Below are 14,568 nucleotides of genomic sequence, written 5' to 3'. Positions count from 1 at the left end.
CTGCTACAATGGCCATCCATGGCAAACATTGAGGAGATCATTGCGGCGGCGGCGAGGGTGTTTCAGCGGAAGGGCTATCACGCCGCCACCGTCCAGGACATCGCAGATGCTGTCGGGATCCTCAAGGGCACCCTTTACCATCATTTCAAGGGTAAGGACGACCTGCTTTACCTCATCGTCAAGGAGCCGATTTCTCGGATGTACAGCAGGATGGGCGAGATTGCTGCCAGCGAGCGAGAAGCTCCGATGCGCCATTCTGGCTCACCTCGATGGCTTCGACTAGCACTACCCCCGCTTGTTCGTCTATCTCCGCGAGCGGAAGGAGATGAAGCGCCCGCCTGTTCCGCCAGCAGCTCAATCTCTCACCGAAGCAGCATGTAGGCTATTGGCAACGGATCTTACGTGAGGGCGTAAAGGCCGGCGAGTTTCGAGCGGAGCTGGACGTGGCGGTGGTCACGTACGGTCTGCTCGGGATGCTGAATTGGGCATATAAATGGTACAAACCTCGCGGACGGCTCGGCGTGCGCGAGGTCGCCGAACAGTTCTCGACGCTCGCACTCGCCGGTCTTGCTGTTGCGTCGCCGAAGCCGAGAACCTCCCGCAAGCGGCGCCGCTGATGCTAGAGCATCGAGCTTGAAATAGGAATCGAAGGGGGATTCAAGATGCTGGCTAGGCAGGAGGCCAGCCTGGATGGGAAAGCCCTATTCGATTGACCTTCGGGAGCGGGTTCAGGCGGACATCGAGAGTGGGCAGTCGCGACGTGCCGCGGCTCGACGCTACGATGTCAGTGCAAGCTTTGTGGTGAAGCTGGCCGATCGGCTATCGCGAACGGGGTCAGCGCAGCCGGCACCGCAGGGTCGTCCGCTTGGCGGCGGCAAACTGGCGCCGTATCTGGGCGGCTCTACTCAAGTGGGTCGACGCCGAGCCGGACATTACGATGCCGGGAACCGGCGGGCAAATTGAACGCCGAGAAGGATGTGACGGCGCATCCGGCGTCGTTGTCGCGGGCGCTGCTAAAGGCGGGCCTGTCCGTCGGGAAAACACTGCTGGCCTCCGAGGCCAAGCGCGAGGACGTGCGCCAGGCGCGTGACGAGTGGCAGACGCGGCGCCAACTGCGCATGCGCGAGGAGGTCCATCGACGGATCTTCCTCGACGAAACCGCCACGACAACCAAGATGACCCGCCTGCGTGGCCGGGCTCGTCATGGTGCTCGGTTGAAAGCCAAGGTGCCGTTCGGACACTGGGCCACCCAGACCTTCATCGCTGGACTGCGGTGCGACGGCCTGACCGCGCCGCAGCTCCTGGCACTGACTGCCATCGGGGGTGCCTATTTCCTGGTCTCGTTGTTGCGCTTCCGAAAGGTGCTGGCGACGTTCCAGTTGCACGGCTCGCGCCGTTGGTCATTGAGCAGCCCCGATCTGCTTCGTCAAGCAGATGAGCAGATGCGCAATACGAAATCGCCGAGGTCGCCGTCCGCCAGATCGCCGCGCGCCGGCAGCACACGGCGCCGATCATCGCGGCCGCTACGGCTCTGGCTCGAGAAGCAGCTGTCGATGATCTGCTCCGGCTCCACGCTGGCCGCCGACATCCGCTACGCCTTCGTCCACTGGGAGGGGCTCACCCGGTTCCTCGACGACGGCCACCTCGAGCTGGACACCAGCCCGGTCGAGAACACCAATCCGGGCTGTGGCTCTGACGAGGAAGTATCTTATGCATCTGCCATCTGGGGCCAGTCCTGCTGGTTGGCGATGCTCGGCGATGCGAGCCGCGCGAAAGTTGCGGTTTTCGCGATTTTTTACCGGGCCTGTTGATTTCAGATTGTGCACTTACGCATACTGAGCTTGGGAAGGGGTGCCGCTTGTTCGGTCGTGGGGACCGTCTACTAGCGGAGCCGGGCGCGGTATCGGCCAGCCGACCGATACCGTGCTTCCCGAGCCGGTGGGTCAAGCCCGCCGTCGTTAATTTCGGTCATTCATGCGAAATCTGAAGCCCTTCTTCGCGATATCGGCGTGGCCTCTATAGGTGGCTGCGAGCGACTGCAAGCGCGCTTTCGCGCGAAGCCATCAGGATGGCGCGACTAACCGAGTCCCAGCTTGGGACGCACCCACGAGGCCAGCTTTCTGATGGCGTCGTCCGCCTCCGGCGCGACGCCCGCCAGGAAGTGGAAGACGTGCTGCATGTCGGGATAGACGTCGACGGTGACGTCGATTCCCGCCTTGCGCGCCCTGTCGGCAAGCCGTTGGCTGTCGTCGAGCAACGTCTCGTCGCCACCAACCTGGATGTAGATGGGCGGAAAGCCCCTCAGGTCGGCATGGATCGGGCTCGCCAGCGGGTCCTTCGGGTTGCCGCCCTCCCCCAGGAACGTGCTCGCCATTACCTTGATGATGTCACGCGACACCAGCACGTCCTTCTCGCCATTGCTGGCGAAGCTCTTGCCGGTCGCCTCCATGTCGGCCCACGGCGACAAAGGCATGGTCGCGGCCGGCATCGGCAGGCCGCGCTCGCGGGCGCGCAGCAACGTCGTGATCGCGAGCCCACCACCGGCCGAATCGCCGGTCAGCGCAATGTGCTGCGGCTTGACGCCCTGATCGAGCAGCCAGCGGTAGCTGGCGACGACATCGTCGACCGGCCCCGGATGCACGTGCTCCGGGGCGCGGCGGTAGTGGACGATCAGCGCGCGGCAGCCGATTGCCTTGGCGAAGTGGCCGTACACCTTGCGATGCGTGTACATCGAGCCGGTGACGTAGCCGCCGCCGTGGGTGCAGAGGAGCACACGATCCTGCGCACAGCCTTTCGGCGTCGCCCACAGCGCCGGCACGCCGCCGGCCGTCACCTCGACATAGTCGACGCCGCCGGGTTCGGCAGTGACGTCGCCCCAGTGCTCGAACATGCGGCGCATCTCGCCAAGCTCCATGTTCGGGTTGGCGGCCAGCGCCGCCACCCAGCCCTTGTAGAGCGTCTTCAGCTCCTCCGATTGCACGCTAGGCATCGCGCCCTCCCTCACTCGGCCGCAGCGGCGCGCTGCGTCGCGGGTGCACCAACATAGTCGATGCCGACGCTCGGCAGCTCCACCTTACCTCCGCATTCGCGGGCGATCACCGGCATGACCTCCTCGGCGAAGAGCTGCATCTGGTCCTCGATCTCGCGGCCCTCGAAGCCGCCGAGCTCGAACCAGGCGAGGAACGAGAAGTCCTCGTAGCCGCACTCGGTCTTCATCTTCATGATCTTGTCGATCACGAACTGCTTGGAGCCCTGGATGGCGATCTCGCGCTCGCGCAGCATCTCGGCCGTGACGCGCTTGTTGAGGTCGAACATCGGCTCGTTCAGCCGCGCCACCACGGCGCCGAAGCCGAAGGGGCCGTAGTAGTCGAACTGCAGCTCCATGGCGCGCGCCGCCCGGTCGAGCGCCTGCTTCTCCTTGCCGGGTGTGGTGACGTGGATGTAGCGGCTAGTCATGATGCCGCGCCGCTTGCCGGCGTCCCAGCCGTACTTGAAGCGGCCGCGACCGTGCATGTCGGGCCAGCCGGCCTTCTCGGCCGCCTCGTAGTAGATGTCGATGTTCTTGCGCAGACGGTCGTTGGGCTCGACGATCATTACGCCGTTCAGCCCCTTCTCGGCCGCCCACTTGATCGAGCGCGAGCTGGTCACCGGCTCCCAGAGCTGCGGATGCGGCTTCTGCACCGGTTGTGGGAAGACCTGCAGTTCCTTCAGCGTCGTCGTCGTCGCCTGCACCGGATTGCCTGCCGAATACATGTCGGGCTCGCCGATCGCCACCACGTCATCGAGCTTGCGTCCGGCCTTCTCCATGCCGAAGTAGGCGAGCGTCTGCTTGTGATTCCACTTGGTGTAGGTGGGCGGCACCGAGAAGTTCTCGCCGTGATGGGCGAAGGAATCCTCCGTCCAGCACTTCTTCATCACCGCGACGACTTCCTCGAACGACTTGCGGTTGCGCTCCTGGTCCTGGATGGTCGAGCCGTATGGCCGGCCCAGCGTCTCGTTCTCGCGCGGCTGGTAACCGCGACCGACACCGCATTCGACCCTGCCGCCGCTGATCACATCGAGCAGGGCGATCTGCTCGGCGAGCCGCACCGGGTGATGCCACACTACGATGTTCGCGCACTGGCCGAGGCGGATCTTCCTGGTGTGCGAGGCGATCGCCATCTGGACCAGCAGCGGATTGGGACTCATCTCCGCGCCCTCGGGCTGGAAGTGGTGCTCGGTCAACCAGAACGACTGGAAGCCCAGCCGCTCGGCAAGGATGCCCTGGCGCACCTGATTCACTAACGTCTCCTGGGCTGCGCGATGGACCTCCTTGAGCGAGCCGTCGTTCACTGCCACGCCTTCCTTCGTCAAGGTCACCGGGAGGCTCGAAGCGCCGTTGTGGAAGATACCGATTTCCAGCATGTCCTGATCTCCTGTCTCTTGCGTTTCCTTCCGTGCCGCACACGGCACAGGCCTTGGAGCGCAACTGGCGTGCCAGAAGGAAAATCACGGCGGGGCAAGGACTTGCGGGGAAACGTGTACGTCAACCTGATGCGCAGCGCTACACGGCGCGCGCCGCAACTGTAGCGAAGCGCTACAGTACGTTTGATTTACAGGATCTCAATCGCGCGCCTATCCTCTCAGCAACTACAAATCATTCGCCTCCTCTGTCCTACGGGGGGGAGGTGGATGGGATAGCCCTTGGGAGGAGCTTGGTGATGAAAGATATCCCCCTCGCTCAGCTGTGCTCCAAGGACTACATCCGGACCGTCGGCAGGGTCTGGGAAAGATTCGTCACCGACCGTCCCGTCGACGATGCCGTCGTGCGCGACGTCGTCATCGAATCGTGGCGCCGTTGCCGACAAAGCGGCGTCGATCCGGCGACGAGGTCGGCGCCGCTGCGTGTCAACGGCGCCGACGTCGACCGCTTTCAGCTGCGCCATGCACAATTCTATGCGGCGGTGCGTGCCTGCGTGCCGCCCATCGTTCCCTATCTCAAGGGTTCGCGCATCATCCTTATCACCAGCGCTCCGGACGGCACCCTGCTGTCGGTCGACGGTGATCCACATCTCACCGACCGGCTAGCCGCCGACCACATCGTTCCCGGCGCCGCCTGGCATGAATGCAGCAGCGGCACCAACGCGGTCGGCACGGCGCTCGCGCTCGGCCGTCCGCTCCACATCCATGCCGAGGAACACTTCTGCGAGGTCGCCAAGCCCTGGAGCTGCACGGCCGCCGTAGTTCGAGATCCGTTCGACCGGCGCATCGTCGGCGTGGTCGATATCACCGGGCCGCCGGATACGGTCAATGCCCAGACCTGGCCGTTCGTCATGTCGCTGGTCGGCCAGCTGCAGGGCCATCTGCAGAAGCAGGCGCTGGCCAAGCGGGCGCGCCTGATCGAGCTGTTCGAAGCCGCAATTGGCGGGCGTGAGACCGCTGCCGTCCTGCTCGACGCGCAGGGCCGCGTGATCGCGCGCACCGCGCAGGCCCCCTCGGCGTTACGCGAGCACGGCCTCAGCCGGACGCAGGCGATGGGCGAACTGGTCGCGGCACCTCATGGCAGCGTCGAGCCGAAGTGGCTGGCGTCGCTAGCGCCGGGCATCAGGGCGGAATGGCTGTCGCCGCTCAAGGAGGACGGGCAGTGTGTCGGCGCCATCCTGCATCTGCCGACGACCAGCCGCCGCCAGCGCTCGACGTCGCATCGCCTCAAGACTCTGCCGCCGCTGGCGCCGGCGTTCCAGCGCCTGTTGCAGACATCGCCGTCGCTCGAAAGCCTGCTGCGTCAGGCCGAGCGCTTCGCAGCGGCGAGCACGCCGTTGCTGCTCCAGGGCGAAACGGGCACCGGCAAGGACATGCTGGCGCGCGCCGTGCACGCGGCCGGCCCCTTCCATGCCGGTCCCTTCGTGCCGGTCAACTGCGCCGCTCTGCCGCGCGATATCCTCGCCAGCGAGCTGTTCGGACATGCCGAGGGAGCCTTCACCGGCGCCCGGCGTGGCGGTGCCAGGGGCCGCTTCGAACAGGCCAATGGCGGCGTGCTGTTCCTCGACGAGATCGGCGACATGCCGGCCGACCTGCAGCCCTACCTGCTGCGCGTCCTGGAGGAAGGCGCGGTGTGGCGGCTGGGCGAGGCGGCGCCGCGCAAGATCGCGATGCGAGTCATCGCCGCCACCAACCGTCCGCTGGCCAAGGACGTGGCCGCCGGGCGCTTCCGCGCCGACCTTTATCACCGTCTCAACGTCGCCGGGCTGACCGTGCCGCCACTACGCGAGCGGCCGGGTGACATTCCGCCTCTTGTCGGTCATCTGCTGCGCGACATTGCCGGGGCGGCACCGCCGGTGCAGATCGCGCCTGAGGTCATGGATGTCTTCCTTCACTACGGCTGGCCCGGCAACGTGCGTGAGCTGCGCAACTGTCTCGAGCGCATGGTCCCGCTGGCGACGGACCCTATACTCGGCCTCGAGCTTCTGCCGACGGCAATTCTAGAGGATGAGTCGCCGTGCGGTTTACCCCTCGCCTCGACGATCCGCGGCGCCGAGCGACAGATGGTGCTAGCCGCCATTCGGCGCGAGGGCGGCAATCTCAGCCGCGCCGCTCGATCGCTAGGTATCGCCCGAACGACGCTCTATCGGCACATCCGTCGCTGCGGTACTGATTGAAGTCGTTGTCGGGGGTGTTCGATTTCGCTTGAGCCGTACGCGGTACGGGCGCCGTTCCCATTTTCCAGATCAGGCCCTGCCGCGGGGAGGAGTCATGCTTCAAACGTGGCTCTACGGCGCGGTCAGAGGCCTTCTCCAAACCGCCAATGCGCGCACCGGCAATCAAGATCGGTTTGCTTTGCACAACGTGGTCCTCCACGTCCGGATAAGTCCCCCATGAGATCTGAGCCGAACACTGGCGGCGCTCTCATCCATCGTCGCCATGTGCGTCGCAAAGTGCTCATGCGAAGAGGATTCTGCGACACCTTGGCTGAGCGGCTTTGGTCAACTCTCGAACTTCGCCTCGCGCTTTTCGAGAAAGGCAGCGATACCTTCCTGTGCGTCTTGATGCATGAACAGGAGTGGAAAGCCATCGATCGCGTGCCGCATCTCATCGCCACCGAGACCGCGGTTGTAAAACGATTTTGCCATCTGCACCGCAAGCTTTGGTTTTGATGCAATTCGTTCCGCAAATTCCAGAGCGGCTGTGACAAGATCACCATGGGGAACCACACGTAGTACGAGGCCTAGTCGGAATGCCTCATCGGCGCTGATTGGATCACCAAGGATACTCATCTCCTTGGCTTTGGCGCGGCCAATCAGATCGTGAAGACGCACAATCGCAAAACCGGGCAGTAGCCCGAGCTTGATCTCTGGCACCGCGAAGCATGCGCGATCGGACGCGATGATGAAGTCCGAAGCGATCGCGAGTTCAAAGCCACCGCCGAACGCAATACCATTGACGGCGGAGATCACGGGTTTGCGGCAATTCTCTGGTGCAGCTAATACCGCTAAAGCCTCGATCATAAATTTGCGTACTTTGTCCGGATCAAAGTTGAAGCCGCTAATATCGGCGCCAGCGCAAAATGCTTTGTCGCCGTTGCCGGTGATGATGGCGACGCGGACGTTGTCGTCTTCATCCACTTTCTTCAGGCCATCGAGAACACCCTCACGGATGCCTGCGCTGAGCGCGTTAAGCTTGCCCGGTTCATCCAGCGTAAGAATGGCGATCTTCCCTTTGGTTTCATAGTTGACGCTGCCTAGTCTCATCGCAGTCTCCCTTACGCAATGGCGTTATCGCTTTAGCGAAACGCGCTGAAATCCGGTTTGCGTTTTTCGAGGAATGCATTGGCCCCTTCCTGCTGTTCTTGTGTCGTGAAATAGGCAGGTGCTACCTCGCGGACGAGGTCGTCCATATCGCGCTCCATGATCGGAGCCATGTGATAATAAAATGAGCGCTTGAGAATCTTCAGGCAAGTGGGGCTCAAAGCCAGGAGTTCGTCGCAATATTTCCTCACCTCGACGTCGAGTTCGGCCATCGGAACGACGGAATTAGCTAGCCCCCAGTCGAGTGCTTGTTTGGCGGTGTAGCGTCGCGCCAGCATCCAGAGCTCGCGGGCGCGCTTGTGACCAAGCACATTGGCGCTGTGCGAGACGATGTAACCCCCCGCCGGGGAGCCAACACGCGGACCATTCTGGCCGAAAATCGCATGCTCTGCGGCGATGGTGAAATCGCAAAAATAGGCGATGTGGTGTCCGCCGCCAATCGCGTAACCGTTGACACGTGCGATCACGGGTTTGGGACACTCGACGATGTGGCGATTGAAGTTGAATTTCAGTCCTTCGAGCCCGCTCTTGCCACCGGCATCCTTCTCCCAGTTGACGTCGCCGCCGACGCAGAACGCGCGATCACCGGAGCCGGTGAGGACAATGACGCCAACTTTCTTGTCTGCGGTTGCCTCGAGGATCAGCCGCTCCATCTCTACGATGTTATCGCCGGTAAAGGCATTGAGGGTCTTTGGCCGATTGATGGTGATGGTCGCGACGTAATCCTTGACGTCATACATGATCTCTCTTTCGGACACGATGGAGCTCCATTTTGTTTTGACGAATTAGCAGCCGAACTCAGCCGATCATGGTGTATCCGCCTGACACCGACAGGACCTGGCCGGTGACGTGACCTGCGGCGGCGGATGACAGGAACACTACGGCGTTGGCGATATCATTCGGGCGACCGAGCTTGCGCAGCGGCAGCGCCTTGGCAACTTTCTCGAATTGCTCCGCCGTGAACATTGAATCTGGTTTTGTCCACATGCTGTTGGTACCGACCTCTTCCGTAGCCACAGGAACAGTGACGCCAGGACAAACGACATTGCAGCGGATGCCATAGCGACCGTTTTCTTTGGCAATGGTCTTCATGAAAGAATTGACGGCGGCCTTAACGCCACCATAGACTGCCTCGCGCGGCTCGCCTGATCGGCTTGCGTCAGAACTTATCGACACGATAGCACCGGTGCTCTTCGGAATCATGATATCGAGTGCGCATCTAGTGCAGTTAAGCACGCCAACATAGTTGATCTGGATGATCTTCTGCCAGAACTCGGGCGTCGTCTGAGTGAAGAACATCAACTGATCCCAGCCAACGTTGTTGACCAGCACATCAACCGTGCCATGCTTGTCGATCGCGGCCTTGAACATGGCCTTCACCTGATCAAAATCGGTCACGTCGGTCTTGATTACCTGAACGCTGGCAGCGCCGTTCTGCCGCGCAAGGTCGGCAACTTTCTCAGTCTGCAACTCGTCGAGATCGCCAACCGTGATGTTTGCGCCCTCAGCTGCAAACCCTAGCACAATCGCCCGGCCGATGTTGGAGCCGCCGCCAGTGACGACGACCGATTTGCCCTTTAGATTGAGATCCATATTCGCCGCTCCCAGTTTTCAATTGAATTGCGGTTGCCGCTCCTGCTCCACCACCACTACAAACTCAACAGTCTCGCCCGGCGCTGACGATCTCGCGAAGCTTGAATTTCTGCACCTTGCCGCTGGGCGTTTTAGGCAAGGCGTCGAACACCTCAATGCGTTCCGGCCAGTAGTTTTTCGCCACATTGTTCTCTGCCATGTAGCCTGACAGATCCGGCAACGCGAGCGAAGCTCCCTCGCGCAGCACCACGCAGGCACAGGCTCTCTCGCCCAAGCGCTCATCCGGCACGCCAACAATTGCAACTTCCTGCACGGCGGGATGGCGATACATCAGCTGTTCAATCTCGATCACAGGAACGTTCTCGCCGCCGCGGATGACGATGTCCTTGGTGCGCCCCGTGATACGAATGTAACCGTCCTTGTCTTTGCGGGCGAGGTCGCCTGTCTCGAACCAGCCATCTTGATCGACGGCATAGAGTTGCGGCCGCTTGAGGTAGCCTACAAAGGTGCCGGGGCCTCTCGCTTGTAGACGCCCCTCTTCATCATGAGCCAGGACCTTTCCCTCGCCGTTGACGATCCTGACTTCCATACCCTGGCTTGGGCAACCGTCGGTCTCAAAGACCTTTTCCGGTGGATCGTCGAGTTTGGTGGTCGTCACTAGCCCGTTTTCCGTCATGCCCCATCCCGAGACGATGTGCGCACCAAGACTCTGTGTGGCCTGACGCACCAAAACACGAGGAATTGGAGCGCCTGCCGATACGAAAGTACGCAGTGAACGCATTGCGCCAGGCCGCCGCTCCGCCTCCGCGGTCAAATCCGCCAGGAACGGTGTAGACGCCATGGTCATCGTTACACGTTCTGTCTCGATGATGTCTGCGGCTTTGGCTGGATTCCAGATATCCTGAAGAACGACCCGTCCTCCAAGATACAACGGCAAGAGCAGGCCAACGAGAAAACCGGTCTGATGGGCCATCGGCGAGGCCATCAGCACGACGTCGCTGGCTGTGAGGTGGACGCGATCCTCAAAATATCGCACGCTATTAAGCAAGGTATTGCTTGTGTGCATGACTCCCTTCGGCTCACCGGTTGTGCCCGACGTATAAAGCAATTGCACGACATTATCGGCCGAGGCAGCGGTCGCTGCCTCAATCCGCTTTCCCGGCGCATTCAGCGCTGCCTCGAAGTCGCGATCGTCGCCGGAACCGATAACAACAATGTGCTCGAGTGTGGGCACCTTGACCTTGAGGCGGTCCGCCATTGCGGCGTGATCGAAATCGCGAAATTGCCGTGGAACGATCAGCACGCGCGTCTCGGCCAAGGTCAGCATGAATTTGATTTCGCGATCGCGGAAAATAGGCATGACGGGATTTGTGACCGCGCCGATCCGCAGCAGCGCGAGGTGAAGGACCACGAATTGCCACCAATTCGGCAATTGGTACGACACCACTTCGCCAGGCTTGACACCAAGCCGCAACAAATTGGCTGCGATTCGATCTGCAGTTTGCTCCAGTTCGCTGTATGTCAGCACCGTACGTCGGTTGGACGCACCTTCGTAGCCAACTACCGCTATGCGCCCTGGATCATACCTGACCGTCTTGGAAAAAGCGTCAAGCAGCGTCTGATCGCTCCAAAAACCAGCGGCTCGCATCGCTTGCTTGCGCTGCTCTGAAAGGATCGGATCCATCGCCATCATATCCCTCCGTTATCATTATATCGCCTTGTGCGCGTCGGGGCCGCTGGTCTCCAGGATCTCTTCTTCGGCGCTGAGCTTGCCCCCAACCTTGGATCACCTGAGCTAGGAAAATTCGGCTTCATCGGACGGCCGGCTGGCCGGGCTGTCTGTCCCTGTCAAATCCGTCAGCAGCGGCAGAACCTCGGCGGCGACGCGCTCGATCTGCGCCTGGCGCAGCTCATACGGTCCCAGCAAGTCGAGCACGATGTGCCGCACGCCGGCGGCATAGAAGGCACGCATGCACTCGGCAACGTTGGCCGCCGGGCCGAGGGCACAATAGCGTTGCGCCGCCTTGCGAAAATCCATGGCGTAGCGGACGCTTAGTGTCTGGGCCGCCGCGTCGAGCGCCTTTTCGTATGTGTCGTCCAGCCGCGTGAACAACAGATGGCCCGTGCCGAACCGGGCAAGCTTACGCCCAGCAGCCGTCGCAGCCATCGCAATCACATCGAGGCTACTTCGGTACATCTCCGGTGTTACCACGTACGACATCCAGCCATCGGCCAAGCGCCCACTGCGCTTCAGCGCTCCTTCCGATCGTCCGCCGCACCAGATCGGCGGGCCTCTCGATTGCCGCGGGGGTGGCTGCATCTGAACTTCGCTGAAGGCGCTGAACCTTCCCTGATGCGTGACCGGCTCGCCAGTCCAGAGCTTGCGCAGAACCACGATCCCTTCGCTGAGCCGCGCGCCGCGCTCCTGAGTTGGCGCGCCGGCCAAAGCGTATTCCCTTGGGAACTCACCGCCGACACCAACGCCAAAGATGAGGCGCCCCTCGGTCAGATGGTCGAGGGTCGCAACCTGCTTGGCCACCGGCCCCGCGTGCCGCAGTGGCAGTAGATAGACCGATGTCCCGAACAGCAGCCGCCGGCTGACGACGGCAGCCTGAGCAAGTTGTAGCAGCGGATCAAGGATGGGGATGGCGAAGGCGATGTGATCGCCGACCCACAGCGAGTCGAAGCCGCTACGGTCCACGAGTTGCACCAGCGAGACCAGTTCGTCGATGCGTGGTAGCCATGCGCCGGTCGCAGGTTCGGTGCGACGGTGGATCGTCTGGACGCCAATCCTCAGGCGAGCATCGAGCGGCAGTAGCATGGACGTCTCCCCGAGGACTGGAACTCAGGTGGTGGCAAAGCCCTGGAAAGCATGCGGTATCCGGTGGATGTTGGCGACGAGCTCGCGCATCGGTCCAGGCTCCGTTCCCGGTGCAAAGTTCAGCTCGATAGCGTCCGCTGCTCCACCGAAACGTGTTTCGATGGCAGGCACGATCTCGTCGTAAGTGCCGCAGGCCGCAAAAATGCGCACAACGTCGTCCGAGACAAGTGCCGCCATTTCCCTCCAACGGCCCTGGACCGAGAGATCATGCAGCTTCATCCCGAGATCCTGGAGCCCATGCAGCTCCAGAATGGGCATATAGGTACGCGTGGAACCGTAGAATGCGATGCGGAAGCGCACCCAGTCCATGGCTTTCGCCACCGACGCGGCGTCCGGCCCGGTCGCGATGAAACCGCCGCCATGCACGTTGAAGTTCTCGCGCTTGCGGCCGCTACGGCGCATGCCCTCCACCAGGCGCGGCATACACACTTCCTCAAGATAGCGCCGCGAGCAGATCGGGTGCAGCCGCACACCGTCGGCGACCTCACCGGCCACCCGCAACATTGCCGGCCCAACCGCTGCAATAGTCACCGGCACCATCGGCAGGCCGGTCGGCTCGGGCGAAAAGTCCGGGGTCATAAGCGTGAGCCGATAGTGCTCGCCCTCGTGACGCAGCTCTTCGCCAGTCTGCCAACAGCGCCAGATCGCGCGCAGGGCTCGAACATAGTCGCGCAGGCGCGGTGCCGGCGGGGTCCAAGGAACGCCGAAGCGGCGTTCGTTGTGGCCTTTCACCTGGCTGCCCAGCCCGAGCACGAAGCGGCCTGTCGAGTTGGCATGCAGGTCCCAAGCCTGCATTGCTGTCACCGCCGGGCTGCGCGGAAAGGCGACTGCGACAGACGTGGTAAGTGCGATCCGTTTGGTCGCAAGCGCCGCGACGGCGAGCGGCAAGAATGGGTCATGCTTCGCCTCCACCGTCATGAGCGCGTCGAACCCAGCCGTCTCCGCCGCTCGCGCTGCCGATCCGGTCTGATTCCAGTCGTTCACCGGCAGCATCGTAAACACCTGCATCGCGCCCAACCCCTCACATGGTCCGCTCGTCGGCATTCACGTTGCGACCCGCCGGCACAGTCGGTCGAGCGTGGCTTCCGCCTCTCGGACGATTTGCTGGACGACCTCAGCAGCCGGCACAACCGACCCGACCAGACCGCAGCTTTGGCCCGCGGGCAAAACGCCGTTCTCCACATCACCCTCCAGCCGGCCGCGCTCCGAAGCCGGGTGACCCACGTGCACGGCCTGCAAGGGATAGGGTTCGATCTCGTGCTCGCGCCCAACCCAGGAGTCGGTGAAACGGTTGCGAATCAGACGGCAAGGCTTGCCGCTGTGGGCCCGGGTCACGACAGTCCCAGCGGTGCTGGTTGCCACGATCCTCTTCTTGTAGTTTTCATGCGCCCGCGCCTCATAGGTGGCGATGAAGCGCGTGCCCATCCAGATCCCTTGTGCGCCGAACGCCAATGCTGCAGCAAGCCCGCGGCCGTCTGCAAGGCCGCCGCCAGCCAGGACCGGCACCTCCACGGCGTCGACGACCGCTGGCACCAGCACCGCAGTTCCGATCTGGCCGACATGGCCGCCGCCGTCACAGCCCGAGGCAATGACTGCATCAACGGCATCTGCAACGGCCCGCTCCGCATGCTGCACCGCTCCGACCACCGACATCACGAAAATACCGCGCGCGTGCGCCTCCGGCACTACGGCGGCGGGGCTGCCGAGCCCTGATATGAGCACGGGAACTCGCTCATCAAGGACCACCTCCACCATCGCAGCGACAGAGGCCGTATAGTGTTCGACCTCCGCCCCGGCGGCCCGCACGGTTGCGAACAAGATGTCGACGCCGAATGGCCTGTCCGTGCGCGCCCGCACAGCACGGATCTCACGACGTAGCTCGTCTGCCGTCATGTTCGATCCGGCACCAATCACACCGAGACCACCGGCGGCTGATACCGCCGCGGCGAGTTCTGCGCGCGCGACCCAGCCCATGCCCGCCTGGAATACCGGGTGCTCCAAGCCGAGTCGCTTGCAGAGCGGTGTCAGTAGGCGGTGCCGGGCCAGTGTGGCCAACGTTTCCCTCGTCGGCGTCATGAAGGTCCTTCCCTGATGCGAACTAGGCGATCGCCTTCATCGACATTCATTCGCTCCGGTATCGCTACCGCAAAGCGACTCGTGCCGGCACTCGGGTCGTTCGCTCTAATCGCGTCGCCTCTCGTTCCTTTACCCGCGTCGTCGCTGGTCTTGTGCGCAAACCAACCCTTGGTCTGCGTTGACACACCTTGCACTATAGGTAGATCATTCGAATTGTCATTCGAAAATTTGCCG

Annotated in this window: 13 protein-coding genes; 4 read left to right on the top strand and 9 right to left on the bottom strand. The window is 62.5% G+C overall.

Features of this window, described 5'->3' with window-relative positions:
* The first annotated feature begins 18 nt into the window (after positions 1 to 18).
* From B5D62_RS34310 to B5D62_RS00920, 3 genes are all read left to right on the top strand, one after another.
* Positions 19 to 381: a helix-turn-helix domain-containing protein gene (locus tag B5D62_RS34310; RefSeq protein ID WP_085931962.1), complete on the top strand. Its 363-nt coding sequence runs from the start codon at positions 19 to 21 to the stop codon at positions 379 to 381.
* The gene (locus B5D62_RS33215; RefSeq protein ID WP_170920846.1) at positions 339 to 617 is read left to right on the top strand and encodes a TetR-type transcription factor C-terminal domain-containing protein; all 279 of its coding nucleotides are present in this window, start codon (positions 339 to 341) and stop codon (positions 615 to 617) included. Before B5D62_RS34310 ends, B5D62_RS33215 begins: the two co-directional genes overlap by 43 nt.
* A 342-nt stretch (positions 618 to 959) precedes the next feature.
* Positions 960 to 1,811: an IS66 family transposase gene (locus tag B5D62_RS00920; protein ID WP_085931961.1), complete on the top strand. Its 852-nt coding sequence runs from the start codon at positions 960 to 962 to the stop codon at positions 1,809 to 1,811.
* 266 nt (positions 1,812 to 2,077) lie between these two features.
* Here the strand turns inward: B5D62_RS00920 and B5D62_RS00915 are convergent, their stop codons facing one another.
* Both B5D62_RS00915 and B5D62_RS00910 read right to left on the bottom strand, forming a co-directional pair.
* A complete protein-coding gene (locus tag B5D62_RS00915; RefSeq protein WP_085931960.1) occupies positions 2,078 to 2,989 on the bottom strand; it encodes an alpha/beta hydrolase in 912 nt (303 codons plus the stop codon).
* A gap of 11 nt (positions 2,990 to 3,000) precedes the next feature.
* A complete protein-coding gene (locus tag B5D62_RS00910; protein ID WP_085931959.1) occupies positions 3,001 to 4,404 on the bottom strand; it encodes an LLM class flavin-dependent oxidoreductase in 1,404 nt (467 codons plus the stop codon).
* Positions 4,405 to 4,700: 296 nt separating this feature from the next.
* On the opposite strand from B5D62_RS00910, the gene B5D62_RS00905 reads away from it, so the two are divergent.
* Positions 4,701 to 6,638, top strand: coding sequence for a sigma-54-dependent Fis family transcriptional regulator (locus tag B5D62_RS00905; RefSeq protein ID WP_085931958.1), 1,938 nt, complete (start codon positions 4,701 to 4,703; stop codon positions 6,636 to 6,638).
* Positions 6,639 to 6,962: 324 nt separating this feature from the next.
* On the opposite strand, the gene B5D62_RS00900 is transcribed toward B5D62_RS00905, so the two are convergent.
* The 7 genes from B5D62_RS00900 to B5D62_RS00870 all read right to left on the bottom strand — a co-directional run bounded on the left by B5D62_RS00900 (position 6,963) and on the right by B5D62_RS00870 (position 14,313).
* Positions 6,963 to 7,727, bottom strand: a complete 765-nt coding sequence (locus B5D62_RS00900) for an enoyl-CoA hydratase/isomerase family protein (RefSeq protein WP_085931957.1) — start codon at positions 7,725 to 7,727, stop codon at positions 6,963 to 6,965.
* Between the two features lie 32 nt (positions 7,728 to 7,759).
* The gene (locus tag B5D62_RS00895; RefSeq protein WP_218190898.1) at positions 7,760 to 8,524 is read right to left on the bottom strand and encodes an enoyl-CoA hydratase-related protein; all 765 of its coding nucleotides are present in this window, start codon (positions 8,522 to 8,524) and stop codon (positions 7,760 to 7,762) included.
* A 58-nt stretch (positions 8,525 to 8,582) separates the two neighbouring features.
* Complete coding sequence (locus tag B5D62_RS00890) at positions 8,583 to 9,377, bottom strand: SDR family NAD(P)-dependent oxidoreductase (protein WP_085931955.1); 795 nt, start codon at positions 9,375 to 9,377, stop codon at positions 8,583 to 8,585.
* A 64-nt stretch (positions 9,378 to 9,441) separates the two neighbouring features.
* Entirely contained in the window at positions 9,442 to 11,061 is a 1,620-nt protein-coding gene (locus tag B5D62_RS00885) for an AMP-binding protein (RefSeq protein WP_218190897.1), read from the bottom strand.
* 111 nt (positions 11,062 to 11,172) lie between these two features.
* Complete coding sequence (locus B5D62_RS00880) at positions 11,173 to 12,198, bottom strand: LLM class flavin-dependent oxidoreductase (RefSeq protein ID WP_085931954.1); 1,026 nt, start codon at positions 12,196 to 12,198, stop codon at positions 11,173 to 11,175.
* A gap of 24 nt (positions 12,199 to 12,222) precedes the next feature.
* Positions 12,223 to 13,266, bottom strand: a complete 1,044-nt coding sequence (locus B5D62_RS00875) for a TIGR03617 family F420-dependent LLM class oxidoreductase (protein WP_170920727.1) — start codon at positions 13,264 to 13,266, stop codon at positions 12,223 to 12,225.
* A 36-nt stretch (positions 13,267 to 13,302) separates the two neighbouring features.
* Entirely contained in the window at positions 13,303 to 14,313 is a 1,011-nt protein-coding gene (locus B5D62_RS00870; protein ID WP_170920726.1) for an NAD(P)H-dependent flavin oxidoreductase, read from the bottom strand.
* Positions 14,314 to 14,568 lie beyond the last annotated feature (255 nt).

It is taken from the genome of Enhydrobacter aerosaccus (assembly GCF_900167455.1).
Taxonomy (GTDB): Bacteria; Pseudomonadota; Alphaproteobacteria; order Reyranellales; family Reyranellaceae; genus Reyranella; species Reyranella aerosaccus.
Note: the sequence above shows the minus strand (reverse complement) of the source record. Positions and strands in the feature narration are given on the sequence as shown.

Bases quoted from the DNA above. Each gene is read 5' to 3' on its own strand.
- B5D62_RS00905 (WP_085931958.1), top strand. From the start codon at position 4,701: ATGAAAGATATCCCCCTCGCTCAGCTGTGCTCCAAGGACTACATCCGG.
- B5D62_RS00895 (WP_218190898.1), bottom strand. From the start codon at position 8,524: ATGTATGACGTCAAGGATTACGTCGCGACCATCACCATCAATCGGCCA.
- B5D62_RS00880 (WP_085931954.1), bottom strand. From the start codon at position 12,198: ATGCTACTGCCGCTCGATGCTCGCCTGAGGATTGGCGTCCAGACGATC.
- B5D62_RS00900 (WP_085931957.1), bottom strand. From the start codon at position 7,727: ATGAGACTAGGCAGCGTCAACTATGAAACCAAAGGGAAGATCGCCATT.
- B5D62_RS00885 (WP_218190897.1), bottom strand. From the start codon at position 11,061: ATGGATCCGATCCTTTCAGAGCAGCGCAAGCAAGCGATGCGAGCCGCT.
- B5D62_RS34310 (WP_085931962.1), top strand. From the start codon at position 19: ATGGCAAACATTGAGGAGATCATTGCGGCGGCGGCGAGGGTGTTTCAG.
- B5D62_RS00890 (WP_085931955.1), bottom strand. From the start codon at position 9,377: ATGGATCTCAATCTAAAGGGCAAATCGGTCGTCGTCACTGGCGGCGGC.
- B5D62_RS00915 (WP_085931960.1), bottom strand. From the start codon at position 2,989: ATGCCTAGCGTGCAATCGGAGGAGCTGAAGACGCTCTACAAGGGCTGG.
- B5D62_RS00910 (WP_085931959.1), bottom strand. From the start codon at position 4,404: ATGCTGGAAATCGGTATCTTCCACAACGGCGCTTCGAGCCTCCCGGTG.
- B5D62_RS00875 (WP_170920727.1), bottom strand. From the start codon at position 13,266: ATGCAGGTGTTTACGATGCTGCCGGTGAACGACTGGAATCAGACCGGA.